Origin of the sequence: Nostoc sp. JL33 (assembly GCF_017114985.1) — a bacterium.
GTDB lineage: Bacteria > Cyanobacteriota > Cyanobacteriia > Cyanobacteriales > Nostocaceae > Nostoc.
Genome location: NZ_JABXKP010000045.1, coordinates 24,457 through 41,192 on the forward strand (window position 1 = coordinate 24,457; position 16,736 = coordinate 41,192).

Sequence of the window (16,736 nt, forward strand, 5' to 3'; positions counted from 1 at the left end):
CTACTGCACTAAACAGCAGTAGTCGTAAATATTTTTCTTATGAACTATAAGGGCAACTTTACCCGCATCTCTCCCAAGTCAGAAATGCGGGTAAAAAGTTTGTACTCTCCTTTGCCTTCTTCTGCCCCGTCTGATACTGGTAGGCATCAGCCATTCCTGCATTAACTTTGAATTAATCTTTGCTTAAAGATAGCTTAATCATTAGGCATAGATAATGACAAAGTGAAAAAAAATACAATATCCCTCAGTAAATATTGTCTCTATTAGAAATACTGATATGCTCAAGAGAAATCTAATTGTGTTCTTGTTAGCGTCATTTTTTGCTGCCCCCGCCGCCAACGCAGAGGTTAAGCTGGTCGCAATTGGAAGCCTGAGTGGTAACATCAGCGATCTCTCCAGCAAAACCTCCGCTCCGCTCGAAAGTGGTGTTCCGGGAAACCTCCTCGGTGGTTTTGGGTCAGGACTAGCCTACGCTGGCCGTAACACCTTCATCGCTATCCCAGATCGGGGGCCGAATGCCAAGGCATACAATAGCGCTGTGGATGACACAACATCCTATATTAACCGCTTCCAAACCATCCGTCTGAAACTCGAACCAAGCCGCTTTGGTTCAGCGTTACCTTTTACTCTTACTCCTTCTCTAATTGACACAACCCTGCTATCGAGCAAGAAACCTCTCTACTACGGTACTGGGGTGGGGCTGGGAGTGCCTAGCGGTGTCCCTGCACTGAATGCCAAGAATACCTACTATTTCACTGGGCGCTCAGACAACTTCGACCCCACCCAGATATCGACCAATCCGAATAATGCCCGCTTCGATCCTGAAGGCGTGCGTGTATCCAATGACGGTGAGTCCATCTTTATCTCCGATGAATACGGCCCCTATGTGTACCAATTCAACCGCCAGACAGGTAAGCGCATCAAGGTCTTTACGCTCGACAGCAAGTTCGCAGTCAAAAACCTAAATCCTGTTGGTGATACAGAGATTAGCAGTAACACGTCTGGACGTGTTGCAAACAAGGGTATGGAAGGTCTGGCGATTACCCCTGATGGCAAGACTCTAGTCGGCATCATGCAGAGTCCGTTGCTCCAGGACGGCGGTACTAATGGCGCTTACACCAGAATTGTTAAGATCGACATTGCAACAGGTGCCACCCAGGAATACGCCTATAAGCTAGATAATATCGGCACCGCAGCTAAACCGAAATACCCGACAGTAAGTGAGATTTTGGCGATCAGCGATCGCGAATTCCTGGTAGACGAACGAGATGGCAAGGGGTTAGGCGACGGCTCTCAGGCTGCCTTCAAGAAGATATACCGTATCGATCTGACCAATGCTCAAGAAGTAAGCAATATCACCGGGGAAAAGAACCTTGCTGGTAAGGCAGTTAGCAAGACCCTGTTCCTTGATGTAGTAGCTACGCTCATTAAGAATGGGATTAAAACAGAGGACATACCTGCCAAGCTTGAAGGTTTGGCTTTCGGATCAGATGTGGTTATCAACGGTGTAATCAAGCATACGCTTTTCATCAGCAACGATAACGACTTCATTGGTAGCATAACGCCGGACACTTACCATCCAGCAGGTATTGACAACCCAAACAAGTTTTTCGTCTTTGCAATTGACACTACTGATATCCCAGGCTTCGTACCCCAGAAGATTAAAGGGCGGTATTGATATCCGGCGTTCCGGGAAAGAGAATGGTAGAAGTATCTCTTGTGGGATTGGGCATCTTCCCATTGGTGTCAAGTTAAGAAAATTAGAGTCTTGTCAAATGGGTTAAAACTCAACATATAGCAATCCTATGTCCAGATCCCCGATTTCTTAAAGAAGTCGGGGATCTAAATTTGGAAAATTTTGATCCGAATGAACTTTCTATCAATGTCAACATTCGGACGCAAGATGATGTGATTGAATAGATGAATCAAGTCAACTCTAAAAAATCAATATTTTAATTAACACAGTCTATAGAATCTCCATCTTTACCCAGAACAGATGAATCTAGAAAAATTCGTCAGACATTTCTGAGATTATCTGAAATCTTTCATCCTGATAAGGTAAAAGACAGCGAGACACAAAGGTATGATACAGATGGGGATAACGATGGGCGGCAAGAGAATTTTTAAGCGTTGCACAATTAACAAAAGTTATTCTTAGGAAGGCGATAAGGCGATCGCAGAAGATAAAGAAGCTAGCCAAGAAAAAACAGCATGACCAACGCACAGCGACTAGACCATGTAGAAGATGAACTCGAAACCGTTAAGCGATTGCTAGTGTCTACTGCTAGCTACGCAGAATCATCAAGCAGGCGGCTTGACGAGTTGAGCATAAAACAAGACCTTACCCAATCTCACCTTGACGAGTTGAGCATAAAACAAGACCGTACCCAATTTCACCTTGACGAGTTGAGCATAAAACAAGACCGTACCCAATCTCACCTTGATGAGTTGAGCATAAAACAAGACCGTACCCAATCTCACCTTGACCAGTTGACCGTAAAACAAGACCGTACCCAATCTCACCTTGACGAGTTGACCGTAAAACAAGACCGTACCCAATCTCACCTTGACCAGCTAGGGGTAAGTGTTGACCAGATAGGGGGAAAGGTTGACCAAGTTTCTGATAAGGTTGATAGTTTTATCACTCACACGCAACGCCTATTTACAAAGACAGGCAGTGAGATAGAGGAAACAAAGGCACGAACTGAGCGATTAGAAGCACTCATGCTAAAGCTTGATCGAAACTATGAGGAACAAAAATCTCAGTTTCAGGAGTTTAAACTCACTACGGGTGCTGCTTTAGAGCGAATTGACCGAGTTTTAGACTATCTATTGAGACAGCAAGGCGGTAATCCAAATCCCCCATCTTAGTTGCGATCGCTAGGGAGAAAATGAACAGCATTGGCTCTCAGAAACGTTGCAGCAAGACTGTTTGACTGATTGCTACTCAACTTATTTATTATTTAATTATTTGCGATCGCCTTCTGATTTTGCTTTCATCAGCAAAACATTTAAAAATCTTAAAATTAAGCGTGTTTGCCCTGAGACTTCTGTGCATAGCACAACAAAAGAAGTCTAGTCTATTCAATTAATAACCGCTATGTTATGGCGTTTCCTAATCACATCAGGTACATCTTAGCCCCCTCCTCGCTTGCTCTTAGGGGGTTGGGGGTGGGGTTCAGTACCTCATTCAACCGAGAACCACTATGTTATATGCTTAAATAAATCACGTTAACTCTATAAAAATAGATATTTTAAGTAACTTTGACAACAAAACTAGAAAACTTTGCAATAAATAAATACGCCTTGGCACTACACACCACCACTCCCGAATTGGGTTTGGCAATTAGTAATTTTGCTGGTGAAACTCGCTCTCAAGTTTGGAATTTGGGGCGTGATTTATCTAGCTTAATACATCAATATTTAATTGAATTTGTCAAACCACAAACTTGGGCAGATTTTTCCTTTATCGCAGTTGCAAAAGGCCCTGGCGGTTTTACGGGAACTCGGATTGGCGTTGTCACTGCTCGGACTTTGGGGCAACAATTAGATATCCCTGTATTTGCGATTTCAACTTTGGCTGCGGTAGCTTGGTCAGAACTAGGCAAAAGTCAAAATCCCAAAACTTTTGCTGTGGAAATGCCAGCACAACGAGGTCAAGTTTTTGCTGCTATTTATCAGTTTGAGCCAGATACTTCTAAACTAAGAGCGTGTTTGTCAGATAGAGTATTCACACCAGAAGCATGGCAGGAAACTTTAGCGAATTGGAACACTAATTATCAGTTGATTCAAGCCCAATCTGGGTTAGCAGCAACGGTGACAAGTATTTTGGAATTAGCTAATCTTGATTGGCAAGAGGGCAAGTGTCCTAATTGGTCAGAGGCTTTACCATATTATGGGCAACATCCAGTAGAGGGTGCATAACTTTTATTACTTTAATATACTTGAGTAATGGTTGGTGCATACCCTTACTAGGAACAAGTCTTCTAGTTAATAAACTAATTAGGTTAGCTGAAGCACCTAAAGAACTTAATTTAGGAGCATTAGCTATTTTACCAATGATGGCATTATTCTAAAACAGCCACAGCCAAAGTGGGAGAGTAACCAGCAATACTATAGCCCCAGCAGCTAAGGCAGTAACAGCCAGATCGCGATCGAGATTGAATGTCTCAGCAATTACCAGTGTGGCGAAAGCTGGAGGCATGGCCATTTGTAAGACGATTACCTTTGCGATCGCTCCAGTTAATCCAAACAGTGGTAAAATACTCCCCAATATCAAGGGAACTAGCAGCATTTTGATTCCCAAGCTCATCCCTGCTTGTGGTAGGCTACCCCAAGACTTGAGTAGTGCCAGTCGCATTCCAATTAACATCAAAGATAAAGCTACGACACTCCAAGCAAATTTCTCTAACCAGAATTCCGCAACTGTGGGAATTGTCACCTGGCGAAACAGCAAGCCAAATCCGAAACCCCACAGTGCAGGATTAATTAAGATCGCCCTAGCAGTCTGCCAATGATTATGTACACCGCCACCAAAACGCACTGCTAGTAACACACCCAAGCCATAAGTTCCTGGGAATGAACCTAGCAAATCGTAAAATAGCGCCCAAGCAAAGTATTCCTTGCCTACCATTGCTAAGGTAATGGGAAAGCCAAGATAACCTGTATTACCTAACATTGCTGCTAATATCAAGCTAGCCTGAGTTGATTGTTGGGGGACGGTATTTTTAAAATAGGCTTGTCCTTTAATTCCTAGCCAAGCTAAAAATCCTCCTAGTAAAATCGCTAGGTAAGCGATCGCAGGTGCAATCCAAATTTGCCCCGACAAGCTAGATTGATGCAAAAACGACACTATGCTGATGGGTACTCCCACCCAAAACAGAAACTGTCCCAAACGTGTAGGAACTGTCACAGTTAGTTTGCGTCCCAGAATAAAACCTACCAGGACTAATCCTCCCAGCTTGACGTATAGTTCTAAAAGGTTTGTCAAGATTACGCCTAAAAACCACAGATGTAAAATGCTAGCTGTTACGTCTACTTTTGTCCAGTGCAAAATCTGTTATAGCTATCCCACAAAAACAGGAGTTTACCCTTGAATAAGGCTGGGTTTTCTGGAAGACCGCAAAACTCATCGAATGACCTTGGTGATGATATTCCAGTCGCTGTACGCGATACCCCTGATGCAACAGCGAAAATTTGGTTGCAACCCCGAATTGTCCTGATTGCGGGAGTAACGGGATTTGTCCTGCTGGCTTTAATTAGCGGTTTTTTGTTTTTCGTCACTGCATCCAAAAAAACCGCCGATTCTCAACCCTTGGTCACTAGTTCTACAGCTACACCGACTACAGAATCTGGTAATGTCAATACTGTGTTAGGGCATTTTCCATACCCAGAAGCTCCTGAATCAGAACTAGTAACCATCTCCGCAAATAGGGGCATTAGAATGCGAAAAGCTGCTGCCCAAAAGTTTGAGGAGATGGTAGCAGCAGCCCGGAGTACAGGTGTAATTTTAGTACCAATTTCTGGCTTTCGCTCAGTCAAAGACCAAGAGCAGTTATTTTTTGCTGTCGGTGCCCAACGAAATCAGACGCCAGCACAACGAGCCGCCCTCAGCGCTCCTCCTGGTCATAGCGAACATCACACAGGTTATGCTGTGGATGTTGGAGACGGAGCAGTACCAGCAACTAATCTCCAAACTAACTTTGACAATACCAAGGCTTATCGGTGGCTGCAAGCAAATGCAGCACGTTTCAGCTTTGAAATGTCATTTCCTAAAGATAATGTTCAAGGTGTGAGTTATGAGCCTTGGCACTGGCGTTTCGTCGGCGATCGCGATAGTTTGGAAATGTTCTACAAAGCCAGAAATTTGAAACCCGCTAAGATACCTTAATAAAAGTTAATCTAGGGATTACTATCTTTTTATAAAGGAGCAGTTATTTGATGATTGGCAATTAAAATCGCGGGAAATTTATATGGTTTATCCGAGCGATCGCCATGTTTTGCCCAATTTTAGAGCCTGGGTGGAGTTTGTCTATCAAAAGGTTAAAATCGAGAAATATGAGTAAATAAATTGAAATGAGTTTATGAAGGAATGGGAGATAGAAGCACAACAAACAAGCACTTCTGCAAAACGTTTGGAGGTATTAGCTCAAACAAGTATTACAGCAAAAACACTAGTTGCAAAAAATCCCTCTGCACCAACTCAGCTTTTGCAAAAATTAGCTAATGATTCCGATATTGAAGTTCGCAAAGCTGTAGCTTCTAATCCCAACACCCCTCACGAATTATTGTTGGAATTAGGTAAAGCTTTCCCCAATGAGCTATTAAATAATCCTGTTTTTGATTTATTACTATTAGGAAATACCTGTTTACAAAGAAGGATACCTGTAGATAGCTATCATGAACTACTCAAAAAAGAAGATATTTCGACATCTTTGTTAGAAATTCTGACTCGTAATGGAGATCAAGAGATAGCAGAAGCCGCAAAACTTCATGTCAAATTTGCAGGAGAAATAACCGATGGATGGCAAGGAATTGCTGAAGAGGCATTAAAAAATATTTATTATTGGGAGGAAATAGAGAGTTTCAAAAACTTATCGGAATTACTTGATTTACTTCCAGATGTCATCATAAACCGTATAGATGTTCGCCAAAGAATAGCCACCAATACACCAGTCCCTATGGTAGAAAAGCTAGCTGCTATTGGTCCAATTGATAAAATTAGACTACGTGATATTGTTGCTTTAAACTCTAGTACACCCAAGGAGTTGGTTGAAGAAATTGTCATAGATTTGGCTACAAAGGGAAGCGAGCGGATTTGCGAGAATTTAGCTCAAAACCCAAATACTCCTACTCGCGTTTTGCAAGCATTATCCAATAGCAAATTTGACTGTGTTCTTCAACATCTAGCATTAAATCCGAATACACCAGATACTACGCTTGAAGATTTAGCAACTGATAAACATCACATTTGTCAAGCGGTAGCTATTAATCCTAAAACTCCCATATACCTACTAGAACAGTTAGCTACGTATGAGTACTGGGAAATTCGTTCTAGTGTAGCCCAGAATCCTAATACTCCCATTGCTCTACTCGAACAACTTGCCAAGGATAAATCTTCTGAGGTTTACTTAGGTGTAATTAAGAATCCAAACGCTCCTGTTAATTTATTAATTCAAGCATTTAATCAGAGCGAGAATGATGGTTTAATTCGCTATACTTTAGCTCAAAACCCCAGCACACCTCTTAATATTCTTGAAGAATTAGCTAGTAGTGCAAGCAATCCATATATTCTTGCTAAGTTAGCTAGTAACCCTAGCAGTTCTTCATCCATACTTCGACTTTTAGCTAGTCGTTGCTATAGCGAGGATGATAAAAGATATTATTTTGACGATGTTCTTCGTTCTGTGATAATTCACCCTCATACTCCCTTGGATATACTTGAAAAACTAGCCACTGAAAAATGTTATGAAATTCGTTGTACTGTTGCTAGTAACCCTAATATACCTATACTTTACTTCAACAGCTAGCCTCAGATGAAGATGAGGCTGTTCGCAGAATTGCTTATGAAAATATTCGTAAACTCAGGAATCAATTCCGAGCAGCTACCAGCAAAGCTAATTATAGTTTGGAAAAGAAAAAAGCAATTTTAAATAGGTTAGCTAAGATTCACGAAAAACCATGTCCAGCTCGTTTAGCTGTTTTTCTCAGCGATTATGCCGAAGAATCAGTTCTAGTATCAAACAGTTCTTCTTTATCTTGGCTGGAAAGATATGCGATCGCTCAAAATATAAATACTCCTGTTGATGTTTTGGAAGATTTAGAAAAAGATGGTAATAGAATTGTTCGTGCTGCTGCAAAATTCAATCACACACGAAAATTCAAAGACTGACAATTTTAGGTTTTGAAGTTTGAAGTCGATAGTGAACTATTAAATTTTCAGCAACATATTTGTAATTCCGTGGTCACTCAAAGTTCTTATATTGATGAACAGGACTTACACAATCAAAACTTGAAACCTCGTTCGCGTAGCGTGCGCGAAGCGCAGTCCCCCCTAACCCCCCTTAAAAAGCGGGGAACTTGAAAGCCCCCTTTTTAAGGGGGTTGGGGGATCTATAAATGCGTAAGTCCTGAAGAAGATATTTTTAGCGACTTCTGATGTTATTGAATCGCTATTTGGAAAATACAAACAATTTTCTGCACGTTGCCCAAGACTAGGCAGAACTGACGGCACCGCCAACGCACTGGCTCCTTTTGAATTTTGACTTCCGCCTCCTTCTTTTAGTCTCCAGTTACATGTCCTGAATTGGGGGTTTTAGCTTCTGATGGATCAGGCTGAGATTTTTTATACTTACCTGGATACTTATGCTGAAAATAAGCTTCCAATACTTGTAAAACCATCGGCCCACAGATAGTACCACCATGCTCGCCAGTATTTTCCCCAAAGGCCACAACCGCAATTTCCGGCTTATTACTAGGCGCATAAGCACCAAACCAAGTATGATTTGGGCGACCACCACCAGCTTCAGCAGTGCCACTCTTTCCAGACGCTGGGGGAATTGTGGGCACGTTCAAGCTCTTACCTGTACCCTCACTCACCACCTTCCGCAGTCCCTCACGGAGAACTTTGATAGTTTCCGGCTTCATATTTAAGGATGAGCGCCAACTTTTTGCTTCTTCGTTGTCTTTGAGTAAATGCGGCTGAACTCGATACCCACCATTAGCAGGGACAGAAAACATAATCGCCGATTGCAGAGGTGTGACTTGCAAAGCCCCTTGACCAATTGACATATTAATGGTATCACCGACAGTCCAAGGCGTTTTCAAAACTCTCTGCTTCCATGTTTCATCTGGAACCAAGCCTTTTGATTCTTCGTTGGGAAATTCAATGCCAGTTTTTTGACCAAATCCGTATTTGCGACTCCATTCGATTAAAGTTGGGCCACCGACTTTTCTACCAACTTGATAGAAGAAAGTATCACTACTCATAGCGATCGCTCTGGGAAATCCTAATGGCCCGAATCCGGCGTGGTTCCACTCACCAAAAGTCACTCCCCCAACAGTCAACGAACCAAAGGTCTGTAATATTGAGTCTGGAGAGAATTTACCCGATTCCAGTCCAGCTGTCGTAGTGACGATTTTGAAGGTACTGGCAGGTGGAAAGGCACTCAGGGCACGATTGATCAAGGGATGCTCTTTACCTTGCACGCTTTCCCAATCTTTCTGGGAGAGTTTTTGTTTGGAGAAAATATTTGGGTCAAAGGTGGGGTAAGATACCATTGCTAAAACTGCACCATTCTTTGGATCAATTGCGGCGATCGCGCCTCGGTGATTTCCCAAAGCTTTTTCTGCTGCCTTTTGCACATCCAAATCTATCGTCAGGTGCAAATCGTTACCAGCTTTTGCCTGTTTCTCTCCCAAAACCCGGATTGGTCTACCCGCACCATCTACTTCCACACGCTGACCGCCCCATTCGCCCCGTAGAGTTTTCTCATAAGCCTTTTCCACCCCCATCTGACCGATTACATCTCCCAGTCGGTAGCCTGACTGCTTCTTATCGTTTAACTGGTCGGCAGTTAACTCCCGCGTATAACCTAGTACATGCGCTAATTGCTTGCCGTGGGGATAATAACGCACAGAATCTGTATTGATTTCCACTTCCGGGAGTTCATTTTTATACTCCTTTAATGCCGTGATTTCTGCTTCATTTAGATCACGAGCAACCCGGATGAGTGAAGAAGAATTAGCACCTGCTTGTTCTAATTTCTTTTCCATCTCATCTTGCGAAATGTTGAGAATTTGCGCTAGACGCGGGCCGACTACAGACCAGGAAGGCTTAGTATGTGCCATCGGCCACAAATATACAGAGCTAGGATAACGAGTACTGGCTAAAAGTTTGCCATTCCGGTCAAAAATATTGCCCCGTTCCGGTTGTTTGAGAATCATCCGAATTCGGTTCGCCTCGGCTCTTTGGCGGAGTTTTGGCCCTTCAACAATTTGCAAATATGCCAAACGTGCCTCAATCCCAACGGTCATTAATAGGGTAAATACGATTAAAAATATTGATTGGGAACCATGTCCAACTGTACGTGTATCTTTTTTGTTGCCAAATGATGGGAACATAAACAATTCAAAATTCAAAATGAATAAACGCAATCCTACTAGCTAGCTTTGAGCTATTGCTAACATGTAATTTTAATACATGTTAGGTTAATCACAGAATGTCTAAGTAGCAGCACAAGTATATACAGTTGCCGTAAGATCATCCTCAGTAATGGGTATAAAGGAATCGGGCGAGTATATTCTTGAACAATTGTTTTTGGCGGATACAATAAACCAAAGTGTCAAATCTAGTCTGCCCCATAGACTAGATCAATTGACAAAATCACGTAAAATCAGGGCATTCTACTGAGGATTATGGCTCAAATTGTCATGCAGGATCAAAGGGGGATAACAACTTTTCAGCCACTTGATGTTGAACTGCGTAACGTCTTCAAGTTTTTTAACCAAGAGCCAGCAGTACATGGAATCGATTTGGATGTCAGACAAGGAGAATTTTTTAGTATTTTAGGCCCCTCCGGTTGTGGTAAAACAACAACACTGCGCTTAATTGCTGGGTTTGAAATCGCTGACGCTGGCAAAGTGTTGATTCAAGGTCAGTCTATGACTAATGTGCCGCCTTACCGCCGACCGGTCAATACTGTGTTTCAAAGTTACGCTCTTTTTAACCACCTGAATGTCTGGGATAACATCGCCTTTGGACTGAGGTTAAAAAAAATACCCAAATCGCAAATTGAAGCTAGAGTCCAAGAAGCTTTAAAACTCGTGAAAATGGAAAGTTTGCGATCGCGCTTTCCCAATCAACTTTCTGGTGGTCAACAGCAACGTGTAGCTTTAGCAAGGGCTTTAGTCAACCGTCCCACCGTCGTACTATTGGATGAACCTTTAGGGGCGTTAGATTTAAAACTGCGTAAAGAAATGCAGGTTGAGTTATCAAATTTACACAAAGGCTTGGGAGTGACCTTTGTAATGGTGACACACGACCAAGAAGAAGCATTGTCTTTGAGCGATCGCATTGCCGTGATGAACCAAGGTAAAATTGAACAAGTTGGCACTCCCAGCCAAATTTACGAACGTCCCTGCACAGCTTTTGTTGCTGATTTTATTGGCGATACTAATTTATTCAGTGGTGAAATTGTCGGGGTAGACTCCTCTAATGTGCAAATTTCGACCAAAACGGGACTCTCAATTGTCATTAGTCGCGCTGAAGATACACCATCTGAATTATCACAAGCGGTGGTAGTGAGTGTGCGCCCAGAAAAAATACAGCTTTCGCTTTATCCACCCAATTTGCCAGCTAACTGCTTTGAAGGACGGCTTGTGAATGTTATGTATTTGGGCACACACGTTAATTATGTTGTGGAATTAACAAATGGCATTAGCATAAATGTGCTACAACCTAATACTTTTGGGGGTTTACCAGACCGCGACACGCCCATCTACGCTTGGTGGGCAGAAAATGATTGTTTAGCTATTAGTCAATAGTTATAAGATTCAGTAATGGAATAATAGCTTGGCCCCATAGTAAGAATATCAACCCATGTCAATTTTGAAAAGAGTTCCTTGGGTGTCCCTGGCGCTAGTACTGCTTAGTTACAGTACTTTGGGCTGGCTAATATCTGAAACACATGCTCCTCTGTTTGTCTGGCTGGTAACTGTAGTTGCTATCTTGCTTTTAATAGTAACTTTGACCGCTCCTTGGCCGAAGATGACATATTACTACAGTATTTTGCTTAAATCAAATACTAGGTCTTTCGGCGTTGCGGTCTTAGCAGCTTTCTTATTTTTTATTATGATTGCCTGGTTTGGGGTATTTCTTGATACCTTACTTATCATTTCAGCGACTATATTAGTCAGGATAGACTTTCAAAGAGTGGGTCTTAGGGAAGGGCTAGCCTTTTCTACTGCGTCTATCTTTTCATTGGGAGGTTTAGCTTTGGGTGCGCTAATTTACAAGTTAATCTATTCCCAAATTTTGCTAACAGGTCACTGAACCAAGCCGTTCGCCTCCGCCCTCGTAGAGAAGTGCGGGTTGCACCAACGCTTCAGAAGCAGTATTGCTTACCCGCAACTTTCTTTTCGGCTCAGATTCGCAAATTTTTAGAAAGTCGGTAATCTTGTTTTTTAATACTTGCTTGGGTTCAATATGGCAGCTGTTCAAACAGCAGTAGAGAGAGGAAAAAATCGATGATAAAAATTGATATCCAACTAGTAACAACTGCTTTTGTTGCAGATTCTCCTACTTCCTTTGCTCCTCCCTTAGTAGTTAACCCCCAACTACAGCCAATGACAGCAATCAACACTCCAAAAATAAACCCTTTTAGCAAAATAATAAACAAATCTGACGGTTCTAACAAATTTCTGACTGATTCTAAAAATGTTTCAGGAATAATTTGGTAAAACTCTGATGCGGCAAAAAGCCCGCCGATCATACCAGTAACTAAAGCGAAAATCGTCATCAAAGGCATCATCAAACAACAAGCAATTACTCTAGGAAGTACTAGATAATCAATTGGATCAGTTTTGAGCATATAAAGTGCGTCAATTTGCTCTGTGACTCGCATTGCACCTATTTCTGCTGCAAAAGCAGAACCCACTTGTGCCGCCATAATACTAGCGGTCAAAATTGGAGCCAATTCTCTACAAAAAGCTAAGGCAAAAGCGCCTCCCACAGCATTGACAGATCCAAATCGGGCTAATTCTCTGGCTATCTGAATAGTAAAAATCATTCCTGCAAAACCGCTCACAAGGAGAACTGGAGAGATAGAAACTGGCCCAGCAGTCACCATATGTTGCAGAATCTTGCGGTAGTAGGTTTTCCCTTGAATTAAATGTAGCCACACTTGACCGAAAAGCAGTACTGCTGCAAAACAGCGTACAATCCCAGATTGCTCAAAATTTGTTTTTATTCGCAATTTTATCGTCCTTAAGACTGACTTTTGTTGCACATATCTTATATCAATTCTCCAAAAGGAGACTAATTAAGACTACAGATACAAATGGTGGAAACCCAGCCAGATGTAATCTGACTTTCTCAATTACATAGAGTATTACGAATTGGTATTAGGGTATGATGTTGACTTTGTGAGAAATTAGTTCAAAATTGTTCATGTACTTTTTACGTCGTTATTTGAGGCAGAAAATAAAGTTCTTCTCTTTGAGAGCATAGACTAAGCATTGTTTTGCTTGGTATCAATGCAAATACCGCCGTCCCGTCGGAATATGGGAACGTCAAAAAGTTGACTTTTACGCATTCATTGACCTTACTACAATCTATGTCTGGATTCACAAAATATTATTAGTGGGATAGGTTCATGCAATTTTTTATAAAACAAGTTGGTGTAGAAATTGATTTCATCAAATAAATCCTTGGGTTAATATCGTTTCTGCAAGAGTAAATGATATTAACCCAAGGATATGAATGAAAATAAAATGTTTTGATTTTGACTATTCCCGAAGTACGTAGCCCACACCACGCACCGTATGAATCAAGCGTTTTTCATTATTTTCCTCTAGTTTTAGCCGCAAGTAGCGGATGTATACTTCGATAATATTGGAATTACCCATAAAGTCGTAACCCCAAACTTTTTGTAGAATTTGGTCTTTAGTAAATACCTGACGGGGATGCGAGAGGATATATTCCAATAAGTCAAATTCTTTAGCCGTTAACTCAATTGCCCGCTTACCCCGGTAAACTTGGCGAGTCCGGTGATTTAAACTCAAGTCTTCAAACTGAAAAATATCCTGGTCTGTTTCTTGAGTGCGGCGTAGATGAGCGCGGATTCTAGCTAGCAGTTCCTCTATACTAAATGGTTTGACTACATAATCATCTGCTCCTGCATCCAAACCTGCCACGCGATCGTTAACTTCATCTTTTGCCGTCAGTAAAATTACTGCTATGGAGATACCAGTTGCCCGCAACCGACGACAGATTTCCAAGCCTGACATCCCTGGAAGCATCCAATCAAGAATGATTAAATCTGGCGATAACTCCCGTGCTAACGTTAAACCAGCGATGCCATCATGTGCGACGCTTATATTATAACCTTCGCTACTTAGTTCTAGTTCGACAAATCGCGCCAGTTTAACTTCATCTTCCACCAAGAGGATATTTGCTGTCATATTTGTGATTTTAAAGCGGATAGGGTGACATCAAAGTGCTACTTTAACTTGACTTTGACCAGAAATAAAAAGATACAGAGCAAGTAAATTTATTTATGGGCTTGGTAAATTTTTGACTTTTGACTTTTGACTTTTGACTTCCCCATTCGCGTAGCGTCTCGCAGAGAAGGGGCTGACTAGCTATGTAAGTAGAGTAATGGTAAACACACTCCCTTCTCCTAATTTTGATTGCACAGATACACTACCACCCATACCCTCTACAAGTGTCTTGACAATGGATAAACCCAAACCACAACCGCCAGTAGCATGAGAGCGGGATTCATCTACGCGGTAAAATCGCTCGAAAATACGTGTTTGGTGTTGTAAAGGAATACCATAACCTTTGTCACAAACTTGAATAATCGCTTTGTTATGAAACTGATTTAACTTTAAAAGTATAGGCGTGCTAGCTTCAGAATACTTAATAGCATTATCAATCAAATTGAGCAATATTTGTTTAAAACGGCTGTAGTCTACTTTCACTCCAATAGGATAAGTTACTGACTCGATTGTAATTAAGCGATCGCTATATTTTTGCGCCATCACCACGACTTCTTCAACTAAGTCATTCAACACATAAGATTTCATCTGAAAATTCAAATAACCACTATCTGCTCGTGCTAAATCAAGCAAATCTTGTAGCAACCGGATGGTACGTTCGGCTTCTGAGGCAGCAGTTTCTAAAGCTTCTTGTTGAATTTCGGTTAAGTTATTCTGCCGTCGCAACACGCTTTGTAAGTAACCATGTACAATCGTTAATGGTGTGCGTAATTCGTGAGAAACATTACTCACAAATTCTCGTTCTTGCTCCCAAGATTGCGAGAGGCGCGATAACAACATGGTTAAAGTTTGAGCTAATTCTTTGACTTCACTGGGTGCATTATCAACATATAGTTGTGCTTTTCCTAAATCTTCTATTGAAATAACAGAAGTCATCTGACTTAGCTGGCGCAGTGGTTGCAGAGAACGCCTAATATAAAATGCACTTATAGTTATTATTACAATAACTGCCAAAATACAGCTAATATTCAAACTTTGCAGCATTGCCATAAACATTGTCTGCTCACGAGTAATATCATGTACTACAAATAGCTTACCCAGATACTTACCCTGCACTCGCAAAAAACCACTACTGATAATAAAGTACCTTTGATTAACTTTGTAAATTTGTGGTTTAATCTGCATATTACTAAGGGACATTAACTCAGTCACCGTAGAGTTAGATAACAAATCCAAAGTAGCAGATTTTATAATAATTTTATTATCAGGACTTTTTAGCCATAAAAATATGTTGGTATTTGCCAAGTTATTAATCGCTTTTTGCAATCCAGTTTCTGGTTGCATCATTTCACTGTAAAGTTGCACATCACGCGGCAAGCGCTCAGTGATTTCTTCTATATTATGCTTACGATTATCAATCAAAATTTGCTGCATTTTCCAACTAGTCCATGCAGCAAAACTACCTAATATTAAAGTTGAAAATGTAGCAATACCAATGGTTAGGCGTAATTGCAATGAAAAAGGATCAAGATTTAGCCAAATCTTTGTGGGTTGCTTCACTTTTAGTTTTGTCTAGGGGATTGGAAATATTCTTAGTTTTATTCATTATTGATTTTTAGGTAGAGATTGTGGCTGGATTGTACAAGATTTAGTATCACATTTTTGCTCATAAAGCATATTGATATAGCGTTCCTGCCAAGTGAGGGGAACTTCTAACAATGCTCGCGTTCCTGTTATCCCCTGTCCGATAAATAGTAATAGAGCAAGGGAACTAATAGTAATGTGAACCTTACGCCAGCGATTGGTCTTATCTTTATAAATTTCTGGCAAAATGGAGAGTGAAATAATCATCAGTAGAGCAGAGGTTAGCCCATAATAATAGTGAGAAGTATACCATTGGTCAGTTTTACGGTAGATCCCATCTTGACATCCAAGCACCACTAATCCCATTCCTGTGAGGGTTGCAAATATGGCACGCCAGTTTTTCTGCTTTGCCTGATAGAGTAAATACAGAGAAGCGATCGCAGCCACAAACAATAATCCGAGAAATACTACCTTAAATGGTGCTTTCATCCAAAGGTGATTTTCTAAAATATTACCAAAAATATCGTAGGCAAACGCTATTAATACAATACCTACAACTGCTCCCGTTAGCCAGCGACCCAACTGGGTATGCTCTTGTCCTACAGTGGCGGGAATTTTACTCTTACCTATGGCCAAAGTTTGCAATCGGCGTTGACGGACTTGTAAAGCGCGGTTGACAATGACGCCAATTAAGGGAAATACTACGAGTACAGCGATCGCTGGATGTAACAACAAGATAGCGTCTCTAAATTCCATATCTGACCTTTCATCAAAAGTTACAAATTAGTTTTTATCGAACAGAATTCAGGAGTTTGGAGCAAAGCCAACGACTTTGACAAAGAGTGCTAGCCTTAACCCAAGCGTATTGGTCTTTAGACGAATGAGTGTTATTAGCCTCAGAATAAATTCTGAGGCGGGCTAGATGAGAATGA

14 protein-coding genes and 1 pseudogene are annotated in these 16,736 nt (G+C 41.3%); 9 read left to right on the top strand and 6 right to left on the bottom strand.

What is annotated here, in order from left to right; translation table 11 throughout:
• Nucleotides 1–277: 277 nt before the first annotated feature.
• The 4 genes and pseudogenes from HWQ23_RS12165 (at nucleotide 278) to tsaB (ending at nucleotide 3,924) form a co-directional block, all read left to right on the top strand.
• Nucleotides 278–1,678 (top strand): esterase-like activity of phytase family protein, encoded by a 1,401-nt coding sequence (locus tag HWQ23_RS12165; protein WP_292828361.1) that lies wholly within the window; start codon nucleotides 278–280, stop codon nucleotides 1,676–1,678.
• Nucleotides 1,679–1,986: 308 nt separating this feature from the next.
• Nucleotides 1,987–2,094, top strand: a pseudogene (locus HWQ23_RS33655) (molecular chaperone DnaJ); the annotation flags it as partial.
• A 117-nt stretch (nucleotides 2,095–2,211) separates the two neighbouring features.
• Nucleotides 2,212–2,871: a 6-aminohexanoate hydrolase gene (locus HWQ23_RS12170; protein ID WP_292828364.1), complete on the top strand. Its 660-nt coding sequence runs from the start codon at nucleotides 2,212–2,214 to the stop codon at nucleotides 2,869–2,871.
• A 393-nt stretch (nucleotides 2,872–3,264) separates the two neighbouring features.
• On the top strand, nucleotides 3,265–3,924 hold the full coding sequence (gene tsaB / locus HWQ23_RS12175) for a tRNA (adenosine(37)-N6)-threonylcarbamoyltransferase complex dimerization subunit type 1 TsaB (protein ID WP_292828367.1): 660 nt from the start codon (nucleotides 3,265–3,267) through the stop codon (nucleotides 3,922–3,924).
• 148 nt (nucleotides 3,925–4,072) lie between these two features.
• On the opposite strand, the gene HWQ23_RS12180 is transcribed toward tsaB, so the two are convergent.
• Entirely contained in the window at nucleotides 4,073–4,990 is a 918-nt protein-coding gene (locus HWQ23_RS12180) for an AEC family transporter (protein ID WP_292828527.1), read from the bottom strand.
• Nucleotides 4,991–5,092: 102 nt separating this feature from the next.
• Between HWQ23_RS12180 and HWQ23_RS12185 the strand changes: the two genes are divergently transcribed.
• The 3 genes from HWQ23_RS12185 (at nucleotide 5,093) to HWQ23_RS12195 (ending at nucleotide 7,891) form a co-directional block, all read left to right on the top strand.
• On the top strand, nucleotides 5,093–5,890 hold the full coding sequence (locus HWQ23_RS12185) for a M15 family metallopeptidase (RefSeq protein WP_292828370.1): 798 nt from the start codon (nucleotides 5,093–5,095) through the stop codon (nucleotides 5,888–5,890).
• A 193-nt stretch (nucleotides 5,891–6,083) separates the two neighbouring features.
• Nucleotides 6,084–7,529, top strand: coding sequence for a hypothetical protein (locus HWQ23_RS12190; RefSeq protein ID WP_292828373.1), 1,446 nt, complete (start codon nucleotides 6,084–6,086; stop codon nucleotides 7,527–7,529).
• Nucleotides 7,530–7,627: 98 nt separating this feature from the next.
• Entirely contained in the window at nucleotides 7,628–7,891 is a 264-nt protein-coding gene (locus HWQ23_RS12195; RefSeq protein ID WP_292828375.1) for a hypothetical protein, read from the top strand.
• 389 nt (nucleotides 7,892–8,280) lie between these two features.
• Here the strand turns inward: HWQ23_RS12195 and mrdA are convergent, their stop codons facing one another.
• Nucleotides 8,281–10,122, bottom strand: coding sequence for a penicillin-binding protein 2 (mrdA, locus tag HWQ23_RS12200; RefSeq protein ID WP_292828378.1), 1,842 nt, complete (start codon nucleotides 10,120–10,122; stop codon nucleotides 8,281–8,283).
• A gap of 294 nt (nucleotides 10,123–10,416) precedes the next feature.
• On the opposite strand from mrdA, the gene HWQ23_RS12205 reads away from it, so the two are divergent.
• Both HWQ23_RS12205 and HWQ23_RS12210 read left to right on the top strand, forming a co-directional pair.
• Nucleotides 10,417–11,544, top strand: coding sequence for an ABC transporter ATP-binding protein (locus HWQ23_RS12205; protein WP_292828381.1), 1,128 nt, complete (start codon nucleotides 10,417–10,419; stop codon nucleotides 11,542–11,544).
• A 55-nt stretch (nucleotides 11,545–11,599) separates the two neighbouring features.
• A complete protein-coding gene (locus HWQ23_RS12210) occupies nucleotides 11,600–12,052 on the top strand; it encodes a hypothetical protein (RefSeq protein WP_292828384.1) in 453 nt (150 codons plus the stop codon).
• A gap of 148 nt (nucleotides 12,053–12,200) precedes the next feature.
• On the opposite strand, the gene HWQ23_RS12215 is transcribed toward HWQ23_RS12210, so the two are convergent.
• The 4 genes from HWQ23_RS12215 to HWQ23_RS12230 form a co-directional block, all read right to left on the bottom strand.
• Nucleotides 12,201–12,974 (bottom strand): MlaE family lipid ABC transporter permease subunit, encoded by a 774-nt coding sequence (locus HWQ23_RS12215; RefSeq protein ID WP_292828387.1) that lies wholly within the window; start codon nucleotides 12,972–12,974, stop codon nucleotides 12,201–12,203.
• A 532-nt stretch (nucleotides 12,975–13,506) separates the two neighbouring features.
• The gene (locus HWQ23_RS12220; protein ID WP_292828390.1) at nucleotides 13,507–14,181 is read right to left on the bottom strand and encodes a response regulator transcription factor; all 675 of its coding nucleotides are present in this window, start codon (nucleotides 14,179–14,181) and stop codon (nucleotides 13,507–13,509) included.
• 180 nt (nucleotides 14,182–14,361) lie between these two features.
• Nucleotides 14,362–15,780, bottom strand: a complete 1,419-nt coding sequence (locus tag HWQ23_RS12225; protein WP_292828393.1) for a sensor histidine kinase — start codon at nucleotides 15,778–15,780, stop codon at nucleotides 14,362–14,364.
• A gap of 45 nt (nucleotides 15,781–15,825) precedes the next feature.
• Nucleotides 15,826–16,560, bottom strand: coding sequence for a DUF4079 domain-containing protein (locus HWQ23_RS12230; RefSeq protein WP_292828396.1), 735 nt, complete (start codon nucleotides 16,558–16,560; stop codon nucleotides 15,826–15,828).
• Nucleotides 16,561–16,736 lie beyond the last annotated feature (176 nt).